This is a genomic window from Haloferax sp. Atlit-10N (assembly GCF_003586325.1).
In the GTDB taxonomy this organism is placed as follows: Archaea; Halobacteriota; Halobacteria; order Halobacteriales; family Haloferacaceae; genus Haloferax; species Haloferax prahovense.
In genome coordinates, this window is the sequence record NZ_PSYX01000005.1 from 213,680 (window position 1) to 237,068 (window position 23,389).

Genomic DNA, 23,389 nt, shown 5'->3' on the forward strand with positions numbered 1-23,389 from the left:
CCGCGGTACCGACAGCGTCTTTCCGTTCAGTCGGCCCCCTGTGGCGCGCGCCACGTACAGTCCGTACAGCGTTCGATTCCGTGTCGCGTCTGCGTCTCCGAACCGCACTCCGGGCACCGTTGGGCCGACAGTCGCCCCGTGACTGAGTTCGTCATGGCTGAGTCCTCGGCGGAGGGCGAGTTATACTAGTGTCTGTCCATGGGAGGGTGGCCCTCGTGAGAGGCCGGTCGACCACCGACTCCGTCGCCGTCGGGGTGGCCGAGTCGCTGTCGGTTCTGGGCTAGACAGGCGAAAAAACGCGGTCGAGGACTGCCTACTCGTCGCGCGGCGCGACGCGCCGGCTCCCGCCGTCGTCGGTCGGGCGAGCGTACACGCCGCAACTCCGGCTTCGGAGTTCGCCCGCGCGCTGAAGTCGGCTACAGGCGTGTTCTATCTCGATAGGATGTCCGTCCACTCCGGCGAGTATCTCGTCTATCGGCGTCGGTCCACGGCGGTCGAGAAGCGCGAGCACCGCCCGCTCGACCTCGTCCGCCCGCTCGTCTCTCACGCACACCGACGCGCTTCCGAGTCGCGTTTCGTCCGGCGTTCGTCTCGCGGCGTCCGGTCGTCTTCGGCTCGCTCGTCGCTGGTCGTGACCATACCGGTGGTGTTCGCTTCGCGATTATATACCCATCCCCGACTATGATACGGTCCGACCGGCTGTCCCGGCCGAAACCTTCCCACTTGTTGATACTTGTGGAAGAGCTATTAATCGCGGTTTATAACGTCTGTAGCACTCGAATCCGAGGTATATACCGATAACTACCGAATCGTCTCAACAGCGTTTCTATACATCTTTCGTTGACAACCCCGACCATAGTAGCACATCCGTATAACTACCTTCTGTTCAAGGGTTTGGGTAGCAGTATCATGTCAGACTCAGAGGCGAGAACGGCGCGAGAAGAGTGGGGAAGCCGGTTCGGTTTCCTCATGGCGATGCTCGGCGCGATGGTGGGCGCGGGCAACATCTGGCGCATGCCGTTTACGACGGGCGAAAACGGCGGCGGTGCCTTCCTCGTGGCCTACATTCTCTTGTTGTATCTCATCGCGGTCCCCGGGCTGATGGCCGAGACGATGATCGGCCGGTACACGAACCACGGAGTCATCGGAGCGTTCAGAACGGTCCTCGGGAGCAAGCGGGCGCAGGGTCTCGGCCTCGTGGTCCTCATCGTCAACGTGGCGCTGATGTCGTACTACGCGCCCATCATCGGCTGGGCGCTCTACTACGCCGGCCACTCGGTGCTCATGACGTTCACCCAGCCGGGGTTCCAGCCGCAAGCATTCTGGGAGGGCTTCATCAACAATCCGACGCTCGTCGTCGGGATGCACACGGTGACGATGGCCGGCTTGGCCGGCGTCCTCGTGTTCGGTATCCGCCGCGGCATCGAGCGCGTCGTGAAGTGGATGATTCCGCTGCTCGTCGTCGCCCTCGTGGCGGTCTCGATTCGCGGCATCACCCTCCCCGGCGGCATGGAGGGCGTCGCATTCGTCTTCACGCCCGATTGGGGGTACCTCACCCGCGGCAGTACGTGGGTCGCGGCGCTCAGTCAGGCGCTGTTCTCGACGGGCCTCGGGTGGGGCATCGCGCTGACCTACGGGAGCTACCTCAGCCGGTACGACGACGTGCCGCTCGGCGGCGGCCTGTTCACCGCCATCGGGAACACGAGCATCGGTCTGCTCGCGGTGTTCGCCACGTTCCCCGTCGTCTTCGCGTTCGGACTCGAACCGAGCGCCGGGTCGAACCTGCTTTTCATCTCGATGGCGCAGGTGTTCCCCGAACTCCCCGGCGGGAGTCTGTGGGCTATCGTGTTCTTCGTCTCCTTCTTCTTCGCGACGTTCACCTCCGGCCTCGGTATCACCGAGGTCGCCGTCACCACCGTCTCGGAGGAGACGCGGCTCTCTCGGACGGGTGCCGTGCTCGCGTCCTGCGGCGCCATTTGGGTGTTCGGCCTCCCGAGCGCCTACTCGTCGGCGTTCCTCGGGCAGATGGACTTCATGTTCGGGAGCTTCGGCCTCCCGCTCGCGACGCTTTCCATCATCGCGCTCGTCGCGTGGAAGTTCGGCCCCGAACGCGCCCGCGTCCTCGACCTCAACCGTAACGCTGGCATCTACGTCGGCGCGTGGTGGAATTCGGTCGTGAAGTACGTCATCCCCGTCGTGATGGTGTTCATCCTCGGCTACGGCGTCTACTCCAGCATCGGAACCGCGAACCAGCGGTTGATGTTGCTCGGCGTCGCGTTCATGGCCGGACTCGTCGTCGTGAGCACGCTCGTGATGAGCGTCGTCGGCGACGAGCCGCCGTCCGGTTCCGCGGCCGTCCCGGGAGGTGACGACTGAGATGGCGCTGTCGACGCTCACGTGGGTCTCGATGCTCGTCTCGCTCCTCCTGTTGCCCGGCGTCGCGGCCGCGGTCCTCGTCCGGTCGCTCCGCACCGAGGAGCGCAAACTCGCGCTCTTACGGGAACAGGACGACATCGATAGCTACTCGCCCCGGGCGCTTTCCGACCTCCGCGGGTGGATTCGCGCGAACCCCGACGACCCCTACGCGCCGATTGCCCGCCGCCGCTACAACGAGTGCGTGCGGTCGCTCCGAGCGATTGACGAGCCGCATTACGACTGGTCCGACGAGCAAATCGCCCGGCTCGAACTGGTGGACGAATGAACGGAAACGACGCCGACGAACTCGCGGACGAGAGTGAGTTCGAGTTCGAGTTCGACGACCTCGCCACGGACGCGTCGTTCACGACCATCGACACGCACACCGAGGGCGAGCCGACCCGCATCGTCGTCGACGGTATCGACCGCGCCGCGCTCGCGGGCGACTCCGTCCGGGAGCGCCGCGACTCGTTCGCCGAAACCCACGACTGGGTGCGCGACCTGCTGATGCGGGAGCCCCGCGGCCACGACGACATGTTCGGAGCGGTCGTCGTCGCCTCCACCCGTCCCGACGCGGACGTGGGCGTCTTCTTCATGGACAGTCGGGGCTATCTCGACATGTGCGGCCACGGGACCATCGGCGTCGTCTCCGCGCTCCTCGAACTGGGGCGACTCGACCGATGCGAGACCGTCCGCGTCGAGACGCCGGCCGGACTCGTCGAGGCGACGCCCGAATACGCGTCCGACGGCGGCGTCGAGCGCGTCACGATAGAGAACGTCCGGTCGTTCGTCTACGACGAGGCGACCGTCCCGGTCTCGTTTCTCGACTCGCCGCTCCGCGTCGACGTCGTCTACGCGGGCAACTTCTTCGCGCTGGTCGACAGCGACCAACTCGACCTACCCGTCGAACCGCGGCACGCATCGACCTTCGTCGATTGGGGCCTCGAAATCCGCGACGCCGTCAACGAACGCCTCGATATCGTCCACCCGCTCACCGGCGAGGCGGGCTCGGTCTCGATCACCGAGATATACGGCACGCCCGACGAGGTGGATCGAAGTATCGTCGTCTTCGGCGAGGGGCAGGTCGACCGCTCGCCGTGCGGGACCGGGACGTGCGCGAAGATGGCACTCCTCCACGAGGCCGGCGCGCTCGACATCGGCGAGTCGTACCTCCACGAGAGCATCGTCGGCACGCGCTTCGAAGGTAGACTCGTCGCGGCCGACGAACGCGGCGGCGTGACGCTGACGACGCCGCTCATCACCGGGTCGGCCCGAATCACGGGGAAACACACGTTCGTCAAAGACGCGAAGGACTCGCTTTCCGGGTTCAGCATCTCGGCGAAGTAGCGGGTTCGGACCGCCTCTTTTTCCGAATCAGTCCATCCCGCTCGATAGCTCCACGTCGTCGGTCTCCAACTCGCCGCCGGCCGGTGTCCCGCGCACGTCGCCCTCGCGCCACGTCCCCCGGCGGAACCAGAGCCACGCGATGAACGCGCCCGCGACGTTCGAGACGAAGAACGCGATCCAGATGCCCCGAACGTCGGTGCTTCCGAGGAACCAGAAGTCCGTCGGCAGGAGTCCCTGCGACGCGACGAAGGCGACCGGAAGGCGGATGCCGGCGAGCGTGACGACCGATATCACCGCGGCGATGAGCGTCTTGCCCGCACCACGGAAGCCGCCGGTGAACGCCCGCATGATACCGATGAAGCCGAACGACAGCGAGACGTACCGCAGGAACTGCGCGCCCACGTCGAGGACCGCCGCGTCGGTGGTGAACACCGAGACGATGGGCTCAGGAACGAGGAAGATGGCCAGTCCGAGCAGGCCGAGGACGAAGAACAATCCCTTGGCCGCGACGTAGTTCGCCTGCTCCGCTCGGTCGTACTTCCCCGCGCCGATGTTCTGACCGGACATCGTCTCGACGCCGCGGGCGACGGCGATAGCCGGGAGGAAGATGACCGAGAACACGCGGGTGCCGATACCGAACGCCGCGACGACGGAGGTCGAAAACAGGCCGACGACGATGAGAAGCGCGTTGATGGAGAGCGCGCGACCCGTCCCCTCGATGCTGGCGGGGATGCCGATGCGGAGAATCTTCCGCAGGTACCGGAAGTCCGGTCGCATGTCCGTGAGGTGAATCTGGATGCCTCTGGTGCCCGACACCATGATGGCGATGCCGACGACCATCGCGAGGACCCGCGAGATGACGGTGGCGATGGCCGCGCCCTGAATCCCGAGTTCGGGGAACTGAACCGGCCCCAGCGCCCACCCGTTGATGAAAAACGGGTCGAGGACGACGTTGAGGACGACAGTCCCGAACATCACGAGCATCGGCGTGATGGTGTCGCCCGCCCCGCGCATCAGCGAGATGAATACGAAGAAGCCGAACATGAACGGCAGACCGAGCGCGATGACCTGCATGTAGGCCGTCGCGCCCGGCAGCACGTCCGGCGAGGCCCCGAGGAAATCGAGGAACGGGCGGACGAGCGGGTAGCCGAGCGCGCCGAGCATCGCGGACCCGAGGAACGCGAACGTGACGGTCTGGGAGGCCGCGTACTCGGCTTTGTCCGTCTCCTCGGCCCCGGTGTGCTGGGCGACGAGGACGCTCCCGGCGACGGACAGCCCCATCCCGAGCGAGATGAGGAGGAACACCATCGGGAAGGCGAACGAGATGGCCGCGAGCGCCTCCGTCGAGTACTGGCCGAGCCAGAACGTGTCCGCGAGGTTGTACGCCGTCTGGAGCAGGTTCGTGACGACGATGGGGAGCGACAGGTAGAGAAGCGGCTTGACGATGCCGCCCTCGGTGAGGTTGAGTTCCTCTTGTCCCTTGAACAGACTCATCGCTCCACCTCCGCACCCGGCGTCCAGCCGAGGTGGAGTTCGAGGGCGTCTTCGACGACCCGCCGGGTCTCAGCGGGGTGTTCGTCGAGCGCGACGGCGCGGGCGTGCGCGCCGTTGCTCATGGTCGTGACGAGCCGCGCGATTTCCGCCGGGTCGGCCTCGTCGAACGCTCCTGTTTCGACGCCGTCGCGGACGATGTCGGCGACGGTTCCGCGCATCACGTCGTCGAGGTCGAGGAAGCGCTCGCGGAACAGCTCGTGGTAGGGCGCTTGCGCCTTCAGTTCCATGAGCGCCACGGGGAAGCCGTCGACGTCGGGGTCCTCGGGGTTGAACACCGCGTCGAGAACCGCGTCGAGCCGCTTCCGCGGGTCGGACGCGCCGCACGACAACTTCGACTCGAATCGCTCGATTCGGTCGTCGAGGAAGGCGTTGAGGAGCTCCTCTTTCGTGTCGAAGTGGTAGTGAATCGCGGCGCTCGTCACCGACGACTCCTCCGCGATTCGCTGCACCGTCAGGCCGGCGTACCCGTGTTCGCAGAGCGCCCGGTTGGTCGCTTCGAGTATCTCGGCCCTGGTCTCTGCGTCCATCTTCTGTCCCGGCTTACTGACCGGTCAGTTAAGAGACTTTGGACCGCCAAATCCTTCGTTAGGGCGACTCACGGCCGGCCGTCTGCCAGAGTTTCTAAGTGGCCGACCCGGGTACTCGAGTGTAGTGCCTCTCTCGCTGTCACCGTACGTGGGTGCGCTTCTCCTCGCGACCGTGATGTCCGTCGGGGTCGCGAGCTACGGCTGGCAGTACCGCGACGAACCGACCGGACGGTGGTTCATCGCCCTCTCTCTGAGCGCCGGCGGCTGGTCGCTGTTCGAGGCGTTCTACCTCCTCGCCGACGCGGCGTCCGTCCGCCTCCTGTGGTACGTCCTCGTCTTGGTCCCCGCGGAGGCGACGGTGTTTTTCACCCTGCTTTTCGCCCTCGAAATCGCGGGCTACGAGCAGTGGGTCTCCCGCCGTACCGCCGCGCTGTTCGCCGTGTGGCCCACGCTCGTCATCGCGGGGGCGGCGACGAACGCCCTCGGGGTCCACACGCTCCTGTGGGAGTCGCTGTCGTTTTCGACCACCGGTGGAATCACGACGGCCGATGTCGTCTACGGACCGCTGTTCTGGGTGGATATTGTCTACAGCTACGTCGCGGTCGGGGCCGCGCTCGTCGCCCTCGGCATCCACTGCCTGCGGAGCCGACAGATATACCGAAAACAAGCGCTCCTCTTGTTCGTCGCGGTTCTCGTTCCCCCCATCGTCGGGGCGGTGTATCTCTGGACGCCGTTTTCGCCCGCGAACCCCATCGCCATCTCGTTCGCCGCCACGTCGTCGCTGCTCGCCATCGGGCTCTCGCGGTACCGAATCCTCGACATCAGCCCCATCGCGCGGGACCTCGTCATCGAGCGGATGGCCGACCCCGTCATCGTCGTCGACCGAAAGGGCCGGCTGGCCGACACCAACCCGTCGGCGAGGGCGCTTTTCGACGTGGAGCCCTCGTCGCTGGGGGCCCCCGTGGCCGACGTGTTCGACGCGGTGGCCGCCGAGGCTCTCGAAACCGGCGGGGAGCTCCGGGTCGTCGACGACAACGACGAGGCGCGCTACTTCGAGGTCGACAGGTCGGCCGTGACCGACGGCCGGGACGCGGTTCGCGGCCATCTGCACATCCTCCACGACATCACCGAGCGCCGCGTCCGCGAGCGGTGGTTCCGCGCGCTCACGGAGAACGCCTCCGACCTCATCTTCGTCCTCGACGCCGACGGCACGGTCAGCTATCTGAGCGACTCGGCCGCCCAGACGCTCGGCACCGACGAGGACCCGAGTGAGGTTCGGTCGCTGGCCCGGTTCCTCCACCCCGACGACGAGGATGCCGCCATCGAGACGTTCCGGGAGGCGCTGGCGCGCCCCGACGAGGACGCCACCGCCGAACTCCGGTTCCGTAGTTCGACCCGCGGGTGGCGCGTCTTCAGCGTCCGGTGTCGGAACCTCCTCGACGATCCCGTTGTCAGCGGCGTCGTCGTCAACGCCCACGACGTAACTGACCGGCGCAAGCACGAACAGCAGCTCGAAACGTTCGCGAACGTCGTCTCGCACGACCTGCGAAATCCGCTGAATGTGGCGGAGGGCTACCTCGAACTGGTGAAGGAGGCGGAGCGTCCCGACCCGGACCACGTCGAGCGAATCGAGGCGGCCCACGAGCGCATGGGCGAGATTATCACCGACGTGCTCGCGCTCGCCCGCGGCGGCACGGTCGACGAGCGCGAGACGGTCTCGCTCGACGCCGTCGCGACCGAGGCGTGGGCGAACGTCGACACTAAATCGGCCGCGCTCGAGGTGGCCGAAAGCGCATCGTTCGCGGCGGACCGGACTCGGCTCCTCCAGCTTTTCGAGAACCTGTTTCGAAATTCCGTCGAGCACGCCGGCGACGGCGTGACCGTCACCGTCGGCGCGACTCGGGACGGCTTCTACGTCGAAGACGACGGCCCCGGCGTCCCGCCGGAGGACCGCCCGAAGCTCTTCGAGTCGGGGTTCACGACCGCAGTCGACGGCACCGGCTTCGGCCTCGCAATCGTCCGAACCATCGCCGACGCCCACGACTGGTCGGTCGGATACGAGGACGCCGCGGACGCCGGCGCGCGGTTCGTGATTCGGGGCGTCGAACGCGCGGAGGACTCGGTTCTGGAGTCGAGTTCGGCGTCGTCTGACGACGTCTAACCGCTGCCCTGCGGACCGCGAGCCGGGACGACCGGATTACCAGAAGCGGTTCTCGTCGAGCCGTCGCAGCGCCTCCTCGATGGTCGCCTCGTTGCGGGAGAAGGTAAACCGGACCCAGTCAGCGGACCCCTCGGTGTAGAAACTGCTCCCGGGGACGACCGCGACGCCGGCCTCGCGGACGAGTCGGTGCGCGAACTCGGTGTCGTCGGCGTCGCCCGGGTAGCGCGTCAGCATGTAGTACGCGCCGTCCGGTTTCACGGGGTCGAGGCCGACCTCCCGGAGGCCGTCGTACAGCAGTTCGCCGCGGCGTTCGTACGAGTCCGAGAGGTCGTCGTAGTAGTCCGCCGGGAGCGACAGCGCCTCCACCCCCGCCCGCTGGAACGGCGTCGGCGCGCAGATGCTCGTGTAGTCGTGGACCTTCCGGAGTTCGGCCGACAGCGGCTCGGGCGCGAGCGCGAACCCGACGCGCCAGCCCGTCACGGAGTACGTCTTCGACAGGCCCGTGCAGACGACGGTCCGGCCCGCGAGCCCGTCGATTTCGACGGGGCTGACGTAGTCGTCGGCGTAGACGATGTGCTCGTATATCTCGTCGGTGACGACGACGAGGTCCTCCGCCTCGGCGACCTCCGCGACGAGTTCGAGCTCGGCGGGCGAAAAGACGTTCCCCGTCGGATTGTGCGGGTGGTTGAGAATCAGCATAGACGCGTTCTCGGCGGCGTCCCACAGCGCGTCGGCGTCGAGTTCGAGGCCGTCGGTGATGTCGAGCGGCATCGGCTCTCCCTCGGCGAACTGGACGGCCGGGATGTAGCTCTCGTAGGTCGGCTCGAAGTAGATGACGCCGTCGCCGGGGTCGCAGAGCGCGAGAAGCGTCGAGACCACCGCCTCGCTCGTCCCGGTGGTGATTGTGACCTCCGTCTCCGGGTCGTAGCGGACGCCCTTCCAGTCGGCGTAGCGCTCCGAGACCGCCTCGCGGAGTTCCGGGAGCCCCCACGTGATGGTGTACTGGCTCGACGTGTCGATCGCGTCTTTGGCGGCCTCCTTCACCCTCGCCGGCGTCTCGTCCTCGTCGGGAATGCCCTGTGAGAGGTTGATGGCGTCGTGTTCGTGCGCCTCGCGGGTCATCTCCCGGATGACGGACTCGCGGGTTCCCGCGACGCGCTCGCTCCCGATGGGCCGGGAGAACGCGGTCGGATGTGGCATACGTGGGCTGGGACTGGCTGACACAAGAAGCTTGGCGGACGCCATCGGTCGCCCGAGTCGCACACCCCGACGAACGTTTTAATGCGATGAGGCCGACGTACCTCCTGTATGTCGAACCGTCGTGGGCCGGACTTCGAAACGAGGATGGCCGAAGACGAGGAGATACCGCCTCCGGCGTCGTTCGCCGAACAGGCCACCGTTACCGACGACTCCGTCTACGACGAGTTCGAGGAGAACTGGCCCGACTGCTGGGAGCGAGCGGCGGCGACGATCGACTGGTTCGACCCCTACGAGTCGGTCCTTCCGGCCGACGAACCCCCGTTCGAGTGGTTCGCCGGGGGGACGTTGAACGCCTGCTACAACTGTCTCGACCGGCACGTCGAAGCCGGGGCCAAGAACCGCGTCGCCATCAAGTGGGAGAGCCACCTCGGCGAGACGCGAACGTACACGTATCAGGACCTCTACCGCGAAGTCAACGAGTTCGCGGCGGCGCTCCGCGCGCAAGGCGTCGAGGAGGACGACGTGGTCACGCTGTACATGCCGATGATTCCCGAACTGCCCATCGCCATGCTAGCCTGTGCCCGCATCGGCGCACCCCACAACGTCGTCTTCGCGGGACTGTCGGCGGACGCGTTGGCGACGCGACTGGAGAGCGCGGACTCGGCGTTCCTCGTCACCTGCGACGGCTACTACCGGAGAGGGAGCGCCATCTTCCTGAAGAGCAAGGCCGACGACGCCCGTCTCAAGGCCGCCCACGACCTCGAGGAGATGGTCGTCGTCGAGCACCTCGGCGAGACCGCACACCTCGGAGCGGGACAGCACACCTACGACGAACTGGTCGACGCCCACGCCGGCGCGGAGGTCGACCCGGTCCAGCGGGCGGCCGACGACGTGCTGTTTCTCATCCACACGTCGGGGACCACAGGCGAACCGAAACGAGTCGAACACGTCACCGGCGGCTACCTCGCCCACGTCGCGTGGACGTCGCAGGCGGTGTTGGACCTCAAGCCGGAGGACACGTATCTCTGTACGGCGAACATCGGCTGGATTAGCGGCCACTCGTACGTCGTCTACGGGCCGCTGGCGCTCGGGACGACGACGGTCATGTACGAGGGAACGCCGAACTACCCGGAGAAGGACCGCATCTGGGACCTCATCGAAGAGAACGCCGTCGACGTGTTCTACACGGCTCCGACGGCGATTCGGTCGTTCATGAAGTGGGATACGTCGCTCCCCCAGTCGCGGGACCTGTCGAGTTTGCGCCTGCTCGGAACCGTCGGCGAACCCATCAACCCGCGGGCGTGGAAGTGGTACTACGAACACATCGGCAACGAGAACTGCCCCATCGTCGACACGTGGTGGCAGACCGAGACCGGCGGCATGATGATAACGACCCTCCCGGGCGTCAAGAACATGAAGCCCGGCACCGCCGGGCCGCCGCTCCCGGGCGTCGGCGCTCGGGTCGTCGACGGCCGCGGCGAGGAAGTCCCTGCGAACGAGGCCGGGTATCTCGTTCTCACACGCCCGTGGCCCGGCATGCCGCTCGCGCTGCGACACGGCCAGCGGTGGGGTGAGGAGGCGGCGATGTTCGACGTGGACGGGTGGCACTACTTCACCGGGGACGGCGCGAAAGTGGACGACGACGGCTACGTCACCGTGCTCGGGCGCGTGGACGACGTTATCAACGTCTCGGGTCACCGCCTCGGGACGATGGAAATCGAGTCGGCCATCGTCGACGTCGAGGGCGTCGTCGAGGCCGCGGTCGTCAGCGTCGACGACGCCGACACGGGCGGTATCCACGCGTACGTCACGCTGGAGACGGGCGTCTCCGGGGGCGACGACCTCCGCGAGCGAATCGGCTCCCACGTCCGCGAGCGCATCGGTCCGATTGCCACTCCGGACGCCGTCGTCTTCACGCCCGACCTCCCGAAGACGCGGTCCGGGAAGATCATGCGCCGGTTTCTCGAGAATATCACCAACGGCGAGGAGTTCGGCGACACGTCCGCGCTTCAGAACCCGGAAATCGTCGGCGAGCTCGAATCCATCGTCCGAGACAGCTGACGACGTTTCGGATAATATTGTCTCCGCGAAATTTTGTTTCTGCCCTGATGAGCGGTGGTCTTTCTTGCTCCCTGACTTCTCTGCGTAGCTGTCTTCCTTTCACCGGAAGATTTAGTTCGCTCTTCGATATTATTCCGAAACGAATGCCGGGCGGAGACCCCGAGCCGACGCCGTTGTCCGCGGGTGGGTACGAGCAACTGCGACGGTCGACCGAGACGTACCGCGAGGACCTCGTGCTTCGACTCGGCGCGGAAGTCGGGCTCACACCGGCCGAGATGAGTCAGTTCGAACCCGCACACGTGACCCAGCGGCGACACCGGGGAACGGAGCACTACTTCCTCGTCGTTCCGACCGACGGTCGGGAGGCGTACCTGCCGAACGAGGTCGAACACGACGTCCGCAAGTACGTCACGACGACAGACATCGGCGAGACTGAACGGGTGCTTCCGGTCACGCCGCGGCGTCTGCAGATGCTCGTGGCGTCGGTCGGAACGCGGGCCGCCGAACGAACCGGCCGCGATGGGTTGGCGGACGTTTCGACTCGCGACCTGCGTCGGCACTTCGCCCGAACGATGCTCGGTGACGGCGTCCCGCCGAGCGTCGTCATGCGAATCGGCGGGTGGGACCGAATCGAGAGTCTCGCGCCGCTCCTCGACGAACCGAGCGAAGACGAGGTGCTCGATGCGCTCTCGCCGGACGCCGTCGACAGCGGCGGGCGTCCCGCGGGCGGCGACTCCGACCGAGTGCGTCAGGTCGTCGAGACCGTCCGAAGCGTCGGGTCGGCACTCTCGGGGGTGAACACGCGAGGCGAGGTCGAACAGGCCGTCTGTGACGGACTCGCGGATTCGAGCCACTACCGTTTCGCTTGGATAGCGTCGGACGAAACCGATGCGCGAGCGGAACTCACCGTCGCCGGATTCGACGAGGAATCGCTCGAAGCGGTCCGGCGGTCACTCGCCAGTCGAGACGCGGACTTCGCTCGACGCGCGTGCGATACCGGTGCCGTGCAGACCGTGCGCATCGACCTGCCGCCGAACTCCGAGAGCGGCCACCTCGCTGTCGTTCCGCTGGTACACGGCGAAACCGCCTACGGCGCGCTCTACGTCGCGCTCGCTGAGGAAGCGGCCTCCGACGCCGAGACGGACGTACTGGTGACGCTGGGCCGCCACATCGGGCAGGCTATCGCCGCCGCGGAGCGTCGGAAGCTACTCCTCGCCGACACGGTCGTTCAACTGGAGTTCGAATCATCGGACGAACAGGACGTGCTCGTCGGACTCTCCGCGGACCTCGGTTGTTCGGTTCGGCTCCGCGGCGTCGTTCCTATCGAGGAGCGGTCGCTGCTGTGCTTTCTCACCGTTCGGGGGGTGACGACGGACGCGGTGTTCGACGAGTTGCAAGCCACGGACGCCGTCGAACACATCCGCCTGATCCGCGACCGGGGAACGGAGTCGCTCCTCGAAGTCGCGCTCTCCGCGGGGTCGACGATTACGACGCTCACGTCCTACGACGGAACCGTCTCGCGGTTCGTCGCGGAGGACGGCGTGGCCCGTCTGGTCGGCGAATTTTCGAACGAAGCGCCGCTCCGAGACGTGATGTCCGACCTGACCGACGCGTATCCCACCACCGAACTCGTCTCGAAACAGGAGGTCGAACGGCCCACGCGAAACACCGCCGACTTTCGGGAGTCGCTCGTGGCGCGACTCACAGACAAGCAACAGTCCGTCCTGCGAGCGGCCTATCTCGCCGGGTACTTCGAGTGGCCCCGCGGTAGTACCGCCGAAGACCTCGCCGATTCGATAGACATCTCGTCGCCGACGCTCCACCAGCACCTCCGAACCGCACAGCAGAAACTCATGACTGCGTTCTTCGACGACGACAGCGACGAACACGCTTCGACCCTAAACCCTTAGGCGTGCGACCAGTTGGCACACGAACGTTCATTATTGATTGATGAATTATTAATATATTTTGATAGTAGTTCATCCCGTCTGTATTCCTTTTCGAGGCCTATTGTACCGAATTTAGACTGTTATCCATAATCGTGATGTTAATTTTCGATAATTAGTTACCCTACTTATGCCCCTTGTGGAGACTCGTTAACACGACATATGGCACAGGGTGACACCGAACTGGAGGCACGGCTGGAAGAACAAGACGAGTTCGAACCCTCCGAGGAGTTCGTCGCGCAAGCGAACGTCTCGGACGCCGGCATCTACGACGAGTTCGAGGAGAACTGGCCCGAGTGCTGGGAGCGGGCCGCCGAGATGCTCGATTGGGACGAAGCGTACGACGAGGTGTTGGACGATTCGAACCCGCCGTTCTACGAGTGGTTCACCGGCGGCGAACTGAACGCCTGTCACAACTGCGTGGACCGCCACGTCGAAAACGGGGCCAAGAACCGCGTCGCCATCAAATGGGAGGGTGAACACGGCGAGACGCGGACCTACACCTATCAGGACCTCTATCGCGAGGTGAACGAGTTCGCGGCGGCGCTGCGCGACCTCGGCGTCGAGGAGGACGACGTGGTCACGCTGTACATGCCGATGGTTCCCGAACTGCCCATCGCAATGCTCGCGTGCGCCCGCATCGGCGCACCACACAACGTCGTCTTCGCCGGCTTCTCCGCCGAGGCGCTGGCGACGCGGATGAACGCCGCGGACTCCCGGTTTCTCGTCACCTGCGACGGCTACTACCGCCGCGGCGACCCGCTCGACCACCTCGACAAAACCAACGAAGGACTCGACAGCGTCGACCACGGTGTCGACGCCACGGTCGTCGTCGACCGCCTCGGCGACGACGGCTTCGGCCACGACCTGAAGGGTAATCAGCACGACTGGGACGACCTCCTCGACGAACAGGGCGGCGAGCGCGTCGAGCCCGTCGAACGCGACGCCGAGGACATGCTGTTCCTGATGTACACTTCGGGGACGACGGGACAGCCGAAGGGTGTCAAACACACCACCGGCGGGTATCTCTCCTACGCGGCGTGGACCTCCCACGCCGTGCTCGACATCGAGAAGGAGGACACGTACTGGTGTTCGGCCGACATCGGCTGGATTACGGGTCACTCCTACATCGTCTACGGGCCGCTCGCGCTCGGTTCGACGACGGTGATGTACGAGGGGACGCCCGACTTCCCCAACCGCGACCGGATGTGGGACATCGTCGAGAAGTACGCCGTCGACATCTTCTACACCGCGCCGACGGCGATTCGCGCGTTCATGAAGTGGGGCAGCAAGTACCCAGCGTCGCGGGACCTGTCGAGTCTCCGCTTGCTCGGCACCGTCGGCGAACCCATCAACCCGCGGGCGTGGAAGTGGTACTACGAACACATCGGCAACGAGAACTGCCCGGTCGTCGACACGTGGTGGCAGACCGAGACCGGCGGCATGATGATAACGACCCTGCCGGGCGTCAAAAACATGAAACCCGGGTCCGCCGGGCCGCCACTCCCGGGCATCGACGCCCAAATCGTCGACACCAACGGCGACGAAGTGAAACCCGGACGGGCGGGCTATCTCACGGTGAACAAGCCGTGGCCGGGGATGCTCCGGACGCTCTACAAGAACGACGAGCGCTACATCTCCGAATACTGGGAGGAGTACTCCGACACCGACAGCGACGACCCCGACGACTGGGTCTACTTCCCCGAAGACGGCGCGAAAGTGGACGACGACGGCTACATCACCGTACTCGGGCGCGTTGACGACGTCATCAACGTCTCGGGCCACCGCCTCGGGACGATGGAAATCGAGTCGGCCATCGTCGGCGTCGAAGGTGTCGCCGAGGCCGCGGTCGTCGGCGGCAACCACGAGGTGAAAGGCGAGGCCGTCTACGCCTACGTCATCACCGAAGACGGGTACGAGGAGGGGGAAGACCTCCGCGCGCGCATCATCGAGGGCGTCGAGGACGCCATCGGACCCATCGCCAGACCCGAACAGGTCGTGTTCACGCCCGAACTGCCGAAGACGCGCTCGGGCAAAATCATGCGCCGCCTCCTCGAAGACGTGGCAAACGGCGCGGAACTGGGTAACACCTCGACGCTCCGGAACCCCGAAATCGTCGGGGAGATAGAAGCGAAAGTCCGCGCACAGAGCGACTGAGCGGCCGCCTTCGGCCGCCCGTATCGAGCGTAACTACGAGACGACCAACCGATCTATGTCACGCGAATCAACCGAGTCAGAAATTGACTCACACACCACGAGCACCGACCGGAGCACAGCTCCCGAACACGACGAGGTAGACTACCTGTCGAGGGAGGTGAACCTGCTGAAACCGAGCACCCCGTTCATGCGAGACCACCTGAAAATAATCTGGGCCGGATTCATCGCGTGGGCGCTCCTCACGTTCGGACCGCCGGTGCTCACCTACTTCGCACCGGCGACGATGACCGCGGAGCTTCCGGTCATCGGCTTCCCGGCGCACTACTTCCTCGTCGCCGTGTTGTCGCCGACCAGCTCGCTCGTCCTCGCGTTCGTCTATTCCCGCAAGCGCGACCAACTCGACAGGCGGTACGGCATCGACCACGCGGCCTCGAAGTCGCGCTCGAAGAGTGAGAGCGAGGCCGCCGTCACCGACGGAGGGAGCGTCGAATGACTGCGAGCGTGTTCCTCCAGTCGGGCGACCTGCTCCCCGAGGCGCTCAACATCTCGTTCAAACTCGTGCCGGCCATCATGGTCGTCGGGATGTTGGCCCTGTTTCTCGCCATCGGCTACGTGTTCAAGGTCGCCGACACGGAGGGCATGTGGGTCGCCGGCCGGTCCATCGGAAACGTCGAAAACGGGATGGCAATCGGCGCGAACTGGATGTCGGCGGCGTCGTACCTCGGATTAGCGGGATTGGTCGCCCTCGCGGGCTTCTACGGGCTCGCGTTCATCATCGGCTGGACGGCCGGGTACTTCGTCCTCCTCATCTTCCTGGCCGCGCAGATGCGTCGGTTCGGGAAGTACACGGCGCCCGACTTCGTCGGCGACCGATTCAACTCCGATACGGCGCGGGCGATCGGCGCGCTGACGACCATCCTCATCGGGTTCGTCTACTCGGTCGGACAGGCCCGCGGGATGGGCCTCGTCGGACTGTACGTCTTCGGGACCGACTACGTCACGATGGTCGTCGTCATGATGGCGATTACGGTCGGCTACCTGACTATCTCCGGCATGATGGGTGCGACCAAGAACATGGCCGTCCAGTACGTCATCCTCATCGTCGCGTTCCTGACGGCCGTCTACGTCGTCGGGTTCACCGGCGGCTACTCGACCGTCCTCCCGCAAATCGAATACGGCCAGCTCATCGGCGAGTTGTCGGCCGAGTTCTCCGAACCGTTCGCTAACGCGGGGTTCTACCTCTGGATCGCCACGGCGTTCTCGCTCATCTTCGGGACCTGCGGGCTCCCGCACGTGCTGGTGCGGTTCTACACCGTCGAAAACGAGAAGACGGCGCGTCAGTCGACCGTTTGGGGGCTGTTTTTCATCCTGCTTTTGTACTGGAGCGCCCCGGCGCTGGCGGCCTTCGGTGTCGACCTCTACGACGCCTCCCAGTACGGCCCGACGTTCGCGGCCAACGGCGGCATGAGCGGCGGTGAGGGCGACCTCATCGTGGTGCTCGCGGCGCAGCTTTCGAACCTGCCGACGTGGTTCGTCGGCCTCGTGGCGGCCGGGGGTATCGCCGCCGCCATCGCGACGACGGCGGGGCTGTTCATCACCGCCTCGTCCGCCGTCTCCCACGACATCTACACGAACATCATCAACCCCGACGCGACCCAGCGCCAGCAGGTGTTCGTCGGTCGCGCGACCATCGTCGCGCTCGGTATCATCGTGACGATAACCGCGTTCGACCCGCCCGCGCTCGTCGGCGAACTGGTCGCGCTCGCGTTCTCGCTCGCGGCCATCGTGCTGTTCCCGATGTTCTTCCTCGGCCTCTGGTGGGAGAACACCAACCGTCAGGGCGCCCTCGCCGGTATGAGCGTCGGCCTCGCGCTCTGGGTCGCCGCGGTGGTCAACGACCTCATCTTCCACTTCAGCGACGCCTTCGCCGAGTTCGTGCCGGCCATCGGCGCGGCGCTCGTCGGCACGCCGCTGGTGTTCGTCATCACCATCGCCGTCTCGATGGCGACGGACGAACCGCCGGAGCGAATCAAGAAGATGGTTCGGCAGTGTCACAGCCCCGAACCGATGGGTCAGCAACAGTCCGCAGAAGACGTGGTCATGAGCGCAGACGGAGGGCAGTCCCCCGCGGACGACTAACCAATGTACGAACATATCCTCATTCCGACTGACGGAAGCGACGCGGCGGAGTACGCCGTCGAACAGGCGGTCGACATCGCGTCGAAGTACGGGGCGACAGTCCACGCGCTGTACGTCGTCGACGTGGACGCCACCAGCTATTCGCTGGGAACGGAGCAGGTCGACCGCATCCGACAGGGCCGCCTCGACGACATGCCCGAAGTGAAGGAGGCGGCCGACAAGGCGACGGGGTACGTCGCCGACGCCGCAACCGAGCACGGACTGGCCATCCGCGAACACGTCGTTGCGGGCGAACCGGCGCGAGCCATCAGGAAGTTCGTCGAGGACAACGACATCGACCTCGTCGTGATGGGCTCTCACGGCCGCTCCGGGCTCTCCCGGGTCGTCCTCGGAAGCGTGACCGAACGCGTCCTGCGGCGGACCCGACTTCCGGTGCTCGTCGTCGACGTCCACGAAAAGGAAGCGGAAGCAGAAGCGGAAACGGAAGCGTAACCGATGTACGACACCACCCACGCGAGGACGACCACGCCACTCGGGGCTCCCGACGGGGTGACCCGCCGATGAGCCTCGCGGAGACGATTCGCACCCACGTGCGCGAACACCGCTCGGGAATGCTGACCGACCTGCTGTTCGCCCTCGTGTGGGTGACGGTCGTTTCGGTCCTGTTCGACGTGCTCGACGGCCCACAGTGGGCGTTCTACCTCTGTATGGGTGCGGGCGTCGTCGCGTACTTCGGCTTTTTCGCCTCGGTCGAAGCCGTCCGCGGGCAGCGCTGACGCCGGATTCACTCCCGGACTATCTTCTCGTACGGATTCGGGGCGGTTACGGATTCGCGCTCGCCGGCGCGGTCACTCGTTCGTCGCCGTCGGTGACGGCGGGTCGGACGTCGTCAGCGCCGCGCCGACCCTCGCGCCCGCTGCGCCGAGGAGCGCGGACAGGCCGAACCCGAGCAGGCCGACGGCGACGACCCCGCCGAGCACCATCAACCAGCCGGCGACGACGAACCACGTCGGACCGGACAGTCCGGTCGCGAACGCAAGCACGTCGAACAGTACCCAGAGGATGGGAAGGCCACCGACGAGTCCCGTCCGAACACCGACGCCGGTCGCCGTCCCGTGCCGCCGCTTCGCCAGCGCGCCGACGACGAGCCCGGCGAAGAACACCGCGGTGAGGGACATCGCCGACCGTCCGTCGAGATAGCTCCACGAGACGAACGCCGCCGCGACGAGGCCGCCGGCGAGGGTGTACCGCCGTCGCCACGACAGTTCGCCTGGAGGGCTATGGTTTTCCATACGCCCAATAATGTATACTATCTAATAACTCTGTGGACGACCCGCCGAAAAGAGTGGACCGCTCCGCGGCTACTCGTCGCGCGCCCGCCGCCGGTAGGCGACGCCCAGTCCGGCGGCCAACAGGACGGCGACGACGACGGCAATCGTCCACCTGGCGCTGTCGCCGTCTCCGGACCTATCGTCGGCGTCGGCGTCCGCCCCGTCGACCGACGCCGCCGTCTGAGCCGCTTGCGGCTCTTCGACGGTGATGCTGCCGACGACCTGTTCGCCGACCGCGAGTTCGTACGTCCCGGGCTCGTCGAAGGCGTAGCTGAGCGTGGCCGTCCCGTTCTGGAACGCGCCGAGTTCGACGGTCCCGCCGGCGACGCGCTCGCCGTCGGCCAGTAAATCGAGCGCGTGGACTCCGCCCGCGCCGCCGATGTTCGACACGTCGACCGCGATTTCGACCGCTTGACCGACCGACACGCTCGTCTCGGTGACTTCGGCGGCGGTCGTCTCGAAGACGGGGACGGTCGAGCCGATGGTAAACAGCGACAGGCCCGGCGAGGTCGCCTCGAAGACGTAGTGCGTCTCGGACTCCTCGACGAGGCTTGCGTCGAGCTTGCGCCACTGCGTGTGCTCGTCGCGGTAGAGCGCGACCGAATCCGGGCTGATACCCGTCGTCTCGAAGTAGCGCTTTCGCACGCTGAAGGTGAACGTCACGTCCTCGATGTCGTCATCGTGTATCGAGTGGTTGACCACGACGTAGCCCGCCGAGGTCGCGCCCGTCTCGCGCTGGAAGCGCTCGCCCGTGGCCTCGTCGTCGGCCGCCTCGTACGTCGTGACGTTCAGCGTGAAGTCCTCGCCGCTGTTCACGTTCATCGAGAGCTGTGCGACCGAGATGTTTTCGGCGGCGGGCGAGGCCGACCCGTCCGCTGCTTCGGCGGAGTCGTTGGTTGCGTCGGTCCCGGTCGTTCCGTTCTCGACCGCCCCGGTCTCGGTGTCGTTCGCGACCGGTTCCAGCGCGATGACGACGGCGCGGCTCGTGTCGACGTTTCTGACCGACACGTTCGACCGCTTACTCGTGCCTTCGCCCTTCGTGTCGACGACGACCTCTGAGTCACCGCCAGTCGCCTCGGAGGACTCCGATGTCGACGACGAGGACGAAGACGAGGACGACGATGATGACGAGGACGACGATTCGGCGTTCACGGTCACGGTCGCCGTGTCCGACCCGACGTTGCCGGCGGCGTCGGTCACGGTCAGCGTGACGGTGTAGGTCCCGGTCGAGTCGTAGCTGTGCGTCTCGGAGGCGTTCGTCGAGTTCGACCCGTCGCCGAAGTCCCACTCGTAGGCGTCGATTGCTCCCTTGTCGGTGGAGCCGCTGGCGTCGAACTCGACCGCGTCGCCCCGCGTGACCGACTTGTTGCCGCCGGCGTCGGCGGCGGGTGCGGTCGTGTCGTTGACGGTGACGACCAGCGAATCGGAATCGGCGTTGTCGCCGCCGTCGGTCACAGTCAGCACCACGGCGTACGTTCCGGGGTCGGCGAACGTGTGGTTCGGAGTCGCCCCCGTCGCGTTCGCGGAGCCGTCGCCGAAGTCCCACTCGTAGGTGGCGATTGCCCCGTTATCCGCCGAGGCCGAGCCGTCGAAACTGACGGCGGTGTCCTCGTCGGCCGTCTGGTTCGTTCCGACGGAGGCCGTCGGCGAGGTCGTGTCGTCGACCGTCACGGTGAGCGTGTCGAACGCGGTGTTCCCGACGGTGTCGGTCACGTTCAGGACGACGGTGTAGGTCCCGGGGTCGGCGAAGGTGTGGGTCGCGTTCTCGCCCGTGGCGTTCGCGGAGCCGTCGCCGAAGTCCCACTCGTACGAGTCGATTGCCGAAGCGTCGACCGACCCGCTCGCGTTGAACTCGACGGCGGTGTCCTCGTCGACCGTCTGGTTCACCCCGGCGTCGGCGGCGGGTGCGGTCGTGTCGTCGACCGTGACGACGAGCGAGTCGGAATCGGCGTTGTCGCCGCCGTCGGTCACGGTCAGGCTGACGGTGTACGTTCCGGGGTCGGCGAACGCGTGGGTCACGTCCTCGCCCGTGACGTTCGCGGAGCCATCGCCGAAGTCCCACTCGTAGGCGTCGATTGCTCCGTTGTCGGTGGAGGCCGAGCCGTCGAAACTGACGGCGGTGTCCTCGTCGACCGTCTGATTCACCCCGGCGTCGGCGGCGGGTGCGGTCGTGTCGTTGACGGTGACGACCAGCGAGTCGGTCTCCTCGTTCCCCGCGGCGTCGGCGGCGGTGAACGTCGCCGTGTACGTTCCGGGGTCGGCGAAGGTGTGAGTCGCGTTCTCGCCCGTCTCGTTCGCGGAGCCGTCGCCGAAGTCCCACGACGTGCTCGTGACGCCGACGGCGTCGGTCGCCGTCGCGTTGAAATCGAGCGCGACGTCCTCGTCGACGGTCGCGTCCTCGCCCGCGTCGACGGCGGGCGCGACCGTATCGATAGTGACGCTGTCGGACTCGTTTCCGGCCCCGTCTTGCTCGTCAGCGTTCTCGGCGGTGCGGACCGTGGCGGTGTACGTGCCGTCGGTTCCGGTCTCGTACGGCGACGCGAGCGCGTACGTGTACGGGTCGGTTCCCGACTCCGAGAAGTCGCCCTCGGTGAACGTCGTCGAACTCGGTCCCGAGACAGAGACGGAGATGTTCGTCAGGCGCTGCGACGAGTCGAACGACACCGAGAGGTTCTGTCCCGAAGGGTTCGTCGCGGCGACCGCCGAGACGGCCGGTGCCGGTTCCGCGAGCGCGTGGAACTGGCTGCTGCTGCCGTAGTAGAGGTAGCCGTTCCACGCGAGCGGCGTCGGATAGAGGGTGCTCACCGGCGAGTCGTACGACCAGCGCTCGGTGCCGTCGGTCGCGTTGAACGCGTGGACGGTGTCGTTACCGAAATCCGAGATGTAGAGCACGTCGCCCGCGACGACCGGCGCGCCGCGGAAACCGCTCCCCGACGCGTTCCAGAGTCTGCTTCCGTCGTCGGCGTCGAGCGCGACGAGCTCGCCGCCGCGGCTCCCGGCGTAGACGACGCCGTCGGCGTACACCTGACTCGAATCCACGTCCCCCGGCATTGAGTAGTTCCAGCGCTCGGTGCCGTCGGTCGCGTTTATCGCGTACACTCTTCCGGTTTCGCCGGTTGGGCCCGCCGTGCTATCGCTCCCAACGAACACCGTGTCGTTCGCGACCGTCGGGTCCGACTGGCTCTCGTCGAGGAGCGTGTAGTTCCAGATTTTCGCCCCGGTGGTGGCGTTCAGCGCGGTCAAGTTATCGTCGTTACCCGACACGTAGACGGTGCCGTCGACGACCGCGGGGTTCGACTCCACCAGCACCGGTTGGTACATCGTGTAGTACCAGAGTTCTTCGCCGGTCTCGGCGTCCACCGCGGTCAGGTTCCCGTCGTTGCTTCCGAAGTAGACGACGCCGTCGACGACCGCGGGGGCCGACCGGACGTTCGTCTGCGTCTCGTAGCTCCAGATTTCGGTGCCGTCAGTTGCGTTTATCGCGTGTAGCTTGTAGTCGTTGCTTCCGAGGTAGAGCACGCCGTTTGCGTACGCGGGCGTGGTCCACGTCGACCCCGAAGCGCCGCCGGGCGTCGCGTTCCACTTCTCCTCGCCCGTTTCGGGGTCTAACGCGTAAAGACTGCCGCCGTCGTGAAAGGCGGTGTAAAGCGTGTCGCCCACGATGGTCGGCTGCATCACCTGCGGAGTCATGTCGGTGATGTTCCACGCCTCCACGGGTTCCGTGAGCGGCCCCGTCTGATTCGGGTAGTAGCCGAGGTTGCCCGGTCCGCCGTGGAACTTCGCGTTGGCCTCCTCGACGGTCACGGTCTGCGCGGCGAGTCCCCCGGCGGCGACGTCGTAGGTCCCCGCCCTCCAGAGCGTCTTCGTGAACGTGACCTGTTCGGTCGCGCCCGCCCTGAGGGTCCCGGTTTGGTACGCCGCGACGTCGCCGTCGACGGTGAGCGTCGTGTTGTACGACTGTTGTGTCCCGCCGCCGTTCTCGACGGTGACGTTCACGGTGACGGCGCTTCCCTCGTAGAGCGTCGTCGGCGTCACCGAGAGGTTCGTATACGAGATATCCGCGCCATTCGCGACCGCCGATGCGCCGACCGGAACCCACGCGACGAGCGAAATCACCGTCACGAGCGTCAGAAGGAGCGTGTTGGCCTGCTGTCGCGTTATCCGTGGTCTCTGCGTCACCTGCTGTTCGCCTCCCTGTCCGCCGCAACCTTCCCTGTGGTTCCCTTCGATGTCATTTCCCTGCCGAATTCGGTTTCACCACCGATAATCAGGCGATTCAGACTGTCTGGGTACGGATATAATAATATCGTATAAAACCGGAGTGTACCGTGTAAATATTATCGCAGACGGACGAGAGACATTGTAGCTAATGCTACTTGGAAACACTATCATCTGTAGTGAAGACCGGGCTTTGCTCTACTATGCCAATACAGCACTCCAAACTTGTATTTTCGAAATACAAAATACCATATTTAATATAGTAGTTTGAACAATCAACACTACTGGCGAAACTAAAATTATCAAATTGAAGATTTTAGCTAGCCGGATATA

The 23,389-nt window shown here is 65.7% G+C and carries 17 protein-coding genes; 11 read left to right on the top strand and 6 right to left on the bottom strand.

Annotated elements, in window-relative coordinates; all coding sequences use genetic code 11:
* Nucleotides 1-313 precede the first annotated feature (313 nt).
* Entirely contained in the window at nucleotides 314-547 is a 234-nt protein-coding gene (locus C5B91_RS15750; protein WP_233514273.1) for a hypothetical protein, read from the bottom strand.
* Between the two features lie 362 nt (nucleotides 548-909).
* Here C5B91_RS15750 and C5B91_RS15755 point away from each other — a divergent pair, with 362 nt between their 5' ends.
* From C5B91_RS15755 to C5B91_RS15765, 3 genes are read left to right on the top strand one after another with little or no spacing between them, the layout of a single operon-like run.
* Entirely contained in the window at nucleotides 910-2,376 is a 1,467-nt protein-coding gene (locus tag C5B91_RS15755; protein ID WP_081909262.1) for a sodium-dependent transporter, read from the top strand.
* A 1-nt stretch (nucleotide 2,377) separates the two neighbouring features.
* Nucleotides 2,378-2,701: a hypothetical protein gene (locus C5B91_RS15760; protein ID WP_049968897.1), complete on the top strand. Its 324-nt coding sequence runs from the start codon at nucleotides 2,378-2,380 to the stop codon at nucleotides 2,699-2,701.
* Complete coding sequence (locus C5B91_RS15765; protein ID WP_049968898.1) at nucleotides 2,698-3,762, top strand: proline racemase family protein; 1,065 nt, start codon at nucleotides 2,698-2,700, stop codon at nucleotides 3,760-3,762. The genes C5B91_RS15760 and C5B91_RS15765 overlap by 4 nt, the downstream gene beginning before the upstream one ends.
* A 27-nt stretch (nucleotides 3,763-3,789) precedes the next feature.
* Here the strand turns inward: C5B91_RS15765 and C5B91_RS15770 are convergent, their stop codons facing one another.
* The gene (locus C5B91_RS15770) at nucleotides 3,790-5,256 is read right to left on the bottom strand and encodes an MATE family efflux transporter (RefSeq protein WP_049968899.1); all 1,467 of its coding nucleotides are present in this window, start codon (nucleotides 5,254-5,256) and stop codon (nucleotides 3,790-3,792) included.
* Complete coding sequence (locus C5B91_RS15775; protein WP_008094178.1) at nucleotides 5,253-5,843, bottom strand: TetR/AcrR family transcriptional regulator; 591 nt, start codon at nucleotides 5,841-5,843, stop codon at nucleotides 5,253-5,255. Before C5B91_RS15775 ends, C5B91_RS15770 begins: the two co-directional genes overlap by 4 nt.
* A gap of 148 nt (nucleotides 5,844-5,991) precedes the next feature.
* On the opposite strand from C5B91_RS15775, the gene C5B91_RS15780 reads away from it, so the two are divergent.
* Entirely contained in the window at nucleotides 5,992-8,004 is a 2,013-nt protein-coding gene (locus C5B91_RS15780) for a histidine kinase N-terminal 7TM domain-containing protein (RefSeq protein ID WP_115820012.1), read from the top strand.
* Nucleotides 8,005-8,040: 36 nt separating this feature from the next.
* Here C5B91_RS15780 and C5B91_RS15785 read toward each other — a convergent pair whose 3' ends face one another.
* A complete protein-coding gene (locus C5B91_RS15785; protein ID WP_049968900.1) occupies nucleotides 8,041-9,204 on the bottom strand; it encodes a pyridoxal phosphate-dependent aminotransferase in 1,164 nt (387 codons plus the stop codon).
* 144 nt (nucleotides 9,205-9,348) lie between these two features.
* Between C5B91_RS15785 and acs (C5B91_RS15790) the strand changes: the two genes are divergently transcribed.
* From acs (C5B91_RS15790) to C5B91_RS15820, 7 genes are all read left to right on the top strand, one after another.
* On the top strand, nucleotides 9,349-11,265 hold the full coding sequence (acs, locus tag C5B91_RS15790; RefSeq protein WP_115820013.1) for an acetate--CoA ligase: 1,917 nt from the start codon (nucleotides 9,349-9,351) through the stop codon (nucleotides 11,263-11,265).
* A gap of 143 nt (nucleotides 11,266-11,408) precedes the next feature.
* Nucleotides 11,409-13,175, top strand: coding sequence for a bacterio-opsin activator domain-containing protein (locus C5B91_RS15795; protein WP_115819980.1), 1,767 nt, complete (start codon nucleotides 11,409-11,411; stop codon nucleotides 13,173-13,175).
* Between the two features lie 198 nt (nucleotides 13,176-13,373).
* Nucleotides 13,374-15,368, top strand: a complete 1,995-nt coding sequence (gene acs / locus C5B91_RS15800; RefSeq protein WP_115819981.1) for an acetate--CoA ligase — start codon at nucleotides 13,374-13,376, stop codon at nucleotides 15,366-15,368.
* Between the two features lie 55 nt (nucleotides 15,369-15,423).
* Nucleotides 15,424-15,861, top strand: coding sequence for a DUF4212 domain-containing protein (locus C5B91_RS15805; RefSeq protein ID WP_008094189.1), 438 nt, complete (start codon nucleotides 15,424-15,426; stop codon nucleotides 15,859-15,861).
* Entirely contained in the window at nucleotides 15,858-17,507 is a 1,650-nt protein-coding gene (locus C5B91_RS15810; protein ID WP_008094190.1) for a VC_2705 family sodium/solute symporter, read from the top strand. Before C5B91_RS15805 ends, C5B91_RS15810 begins: the two co-directional genes overlap by 4 nt.
* Nucleotides 17,508-17,510: 3 nt before the next feature.
* The gene (locus C5B91_RS15815) at nucleotides 17,511-17,999 is read left to right on the top strand and encodes a universal stress protein (RefSeq protein ID WP_115819982.1); all 489 of its coding nucleotides are present in this window, start codon (nucleotides 17,511-17,513) and stop codon (nucleotides 17,997-17,999) included.
* Between the two features lie 68 nt (nucleotides 18,000-18,067).
* Nucleotides 18,068-18,283, top strand: a complete 216-nt coding sequence (locus C5B91_RS15820; RefSeq protein ID WP_008094195.1) for a hypothetical protein — start codon at nucleotides 18,068-18,070, stop codon at nucleotides 18,281-18,283.
* 72 nt (nucleotides 18,284-18,355) lie between these two features.
* On the opposite strand, the gene C5B91_RS15825 is transcribed toward C5B91_RS15820, so the two are convergent.
* Nucleotides 18,356-18,799, bottom strand: coding sequence for a DUF5518 domain-containing protein (locus tag C5B91_RS15825; RefSeq protein WP_008094197.1), 444 nt, complete (start codon nucleotides 18,797-18,799; stop codon nucleotides 18,356-18,358).
* Between the two features lie 69 nt (nucleotides 18,800-18,868).
* Complete coding sequence (locus C5B91_RS15830) at nucleotides 18,869-23,017, bottom strand: PKD domain-containing protein (protein ID WP_115819983.1); 4,149 nt, start codon at nucleotides 23,015-23,017, stop codon at nucleotides 18,869-18,871.
* Between the last annotated feature and the right edge of the window lie 372 nt (nucleotides 23,018-23,389).

Coding starts and splice junctions, on each gene's coding strand:
- C5B91_RS15755 (WP_081909262.1), top strand. CDS start 910: ATGTCAGACTCAGAGGCGAGAACGGCGCGAGAAGAGTGGGGAAGCCGG.
- C5B91_RS15760 (WP_049968897.1), top strand. CDS start 2,378: ATGGCGCTGTCGACGCTCACGTGGGTCTCGATGCTCGTCTCGCTCCTC.
- C5B91_RS15765 (WP_049968898.1), top strand. CDS start 2,698: ATGAACGGAAACGACGCCGACGAACTCGCGGACGAGAGTGAGTTCGAG.
- C5B91_RS15770 (WP_049968899.1), bottom strand. CDS start 5,256: ATGAGTCTGTTCAAGGGACAAGAGGAACTCAACCTCACCGAGGGCGGC.
- C5B91_RS15775 (WP_008094178.1), bottom strand. CDS start 5,843: ATGGACGCAGAGACCAGGGCCGAGATACTCGAAGCGACCAACCGGGCG.
- C5B91_RS15785 (WP_049968900.1), bottom strand. CDS start 9,204: ATGCCACATCCGACCGCGTTCTCCCGGCCCATCGGGAGCGAGCGCGTC.
- acs (WP_115820013.1), top strand. CDS start 9,349: ATGGCCGAAGACGAGGAGATACCGCCTCCGGCGTCGTTCGCCGAACAG.
- C5B91_RS15795 (WP_115819980.1), top strand. CDS start 11,409: ATGCCGGGCGGAGACCCCGAGCCGACGCCGTTGTCCGCGGGTGGGTAC.
- acs (WP_115819981.1), top strand. CDS start 13,374: ATGGCACAGGGTGACACCGAACTGGAGGCACGGCTGGAAGAACAAGAC.
- C5B91_RS15805 (WP_008094189.1), top strand. CDS start 15,424: ATGTCACGCGAATCAACCGAGTCAGAAATTGACTCACACACCACGAGC.
- C5B91_RS15810 (WP_008094190.1), top strand. CDS start 15,858: ATGACTGCGAGCGTGTTCCTCCAGTCGGGCGACCTGCTCCCCGAGGCG.
- C5B91_RS15815 (WP_115819982.1), top strand. CDS start 17,511: ATGTACGAACATATCCTCATTCCGACTGACGGAAGCGACGCGGCGGAG.
- C5B91_RS15820 (WP_008094195.1), top strand. CDS start 18,068: ATGAGCCTCGCGGAGACGATTCGCACCCACGTGCGCGAACACCGCTCG.
- C5B91_RS15825 (WP_008094197.1), bottom strand. CDS start 18,799: ATGGAAAACCATAGCCCTCCAGGCGAACTGTCGTGGCGACGGCGGTAC.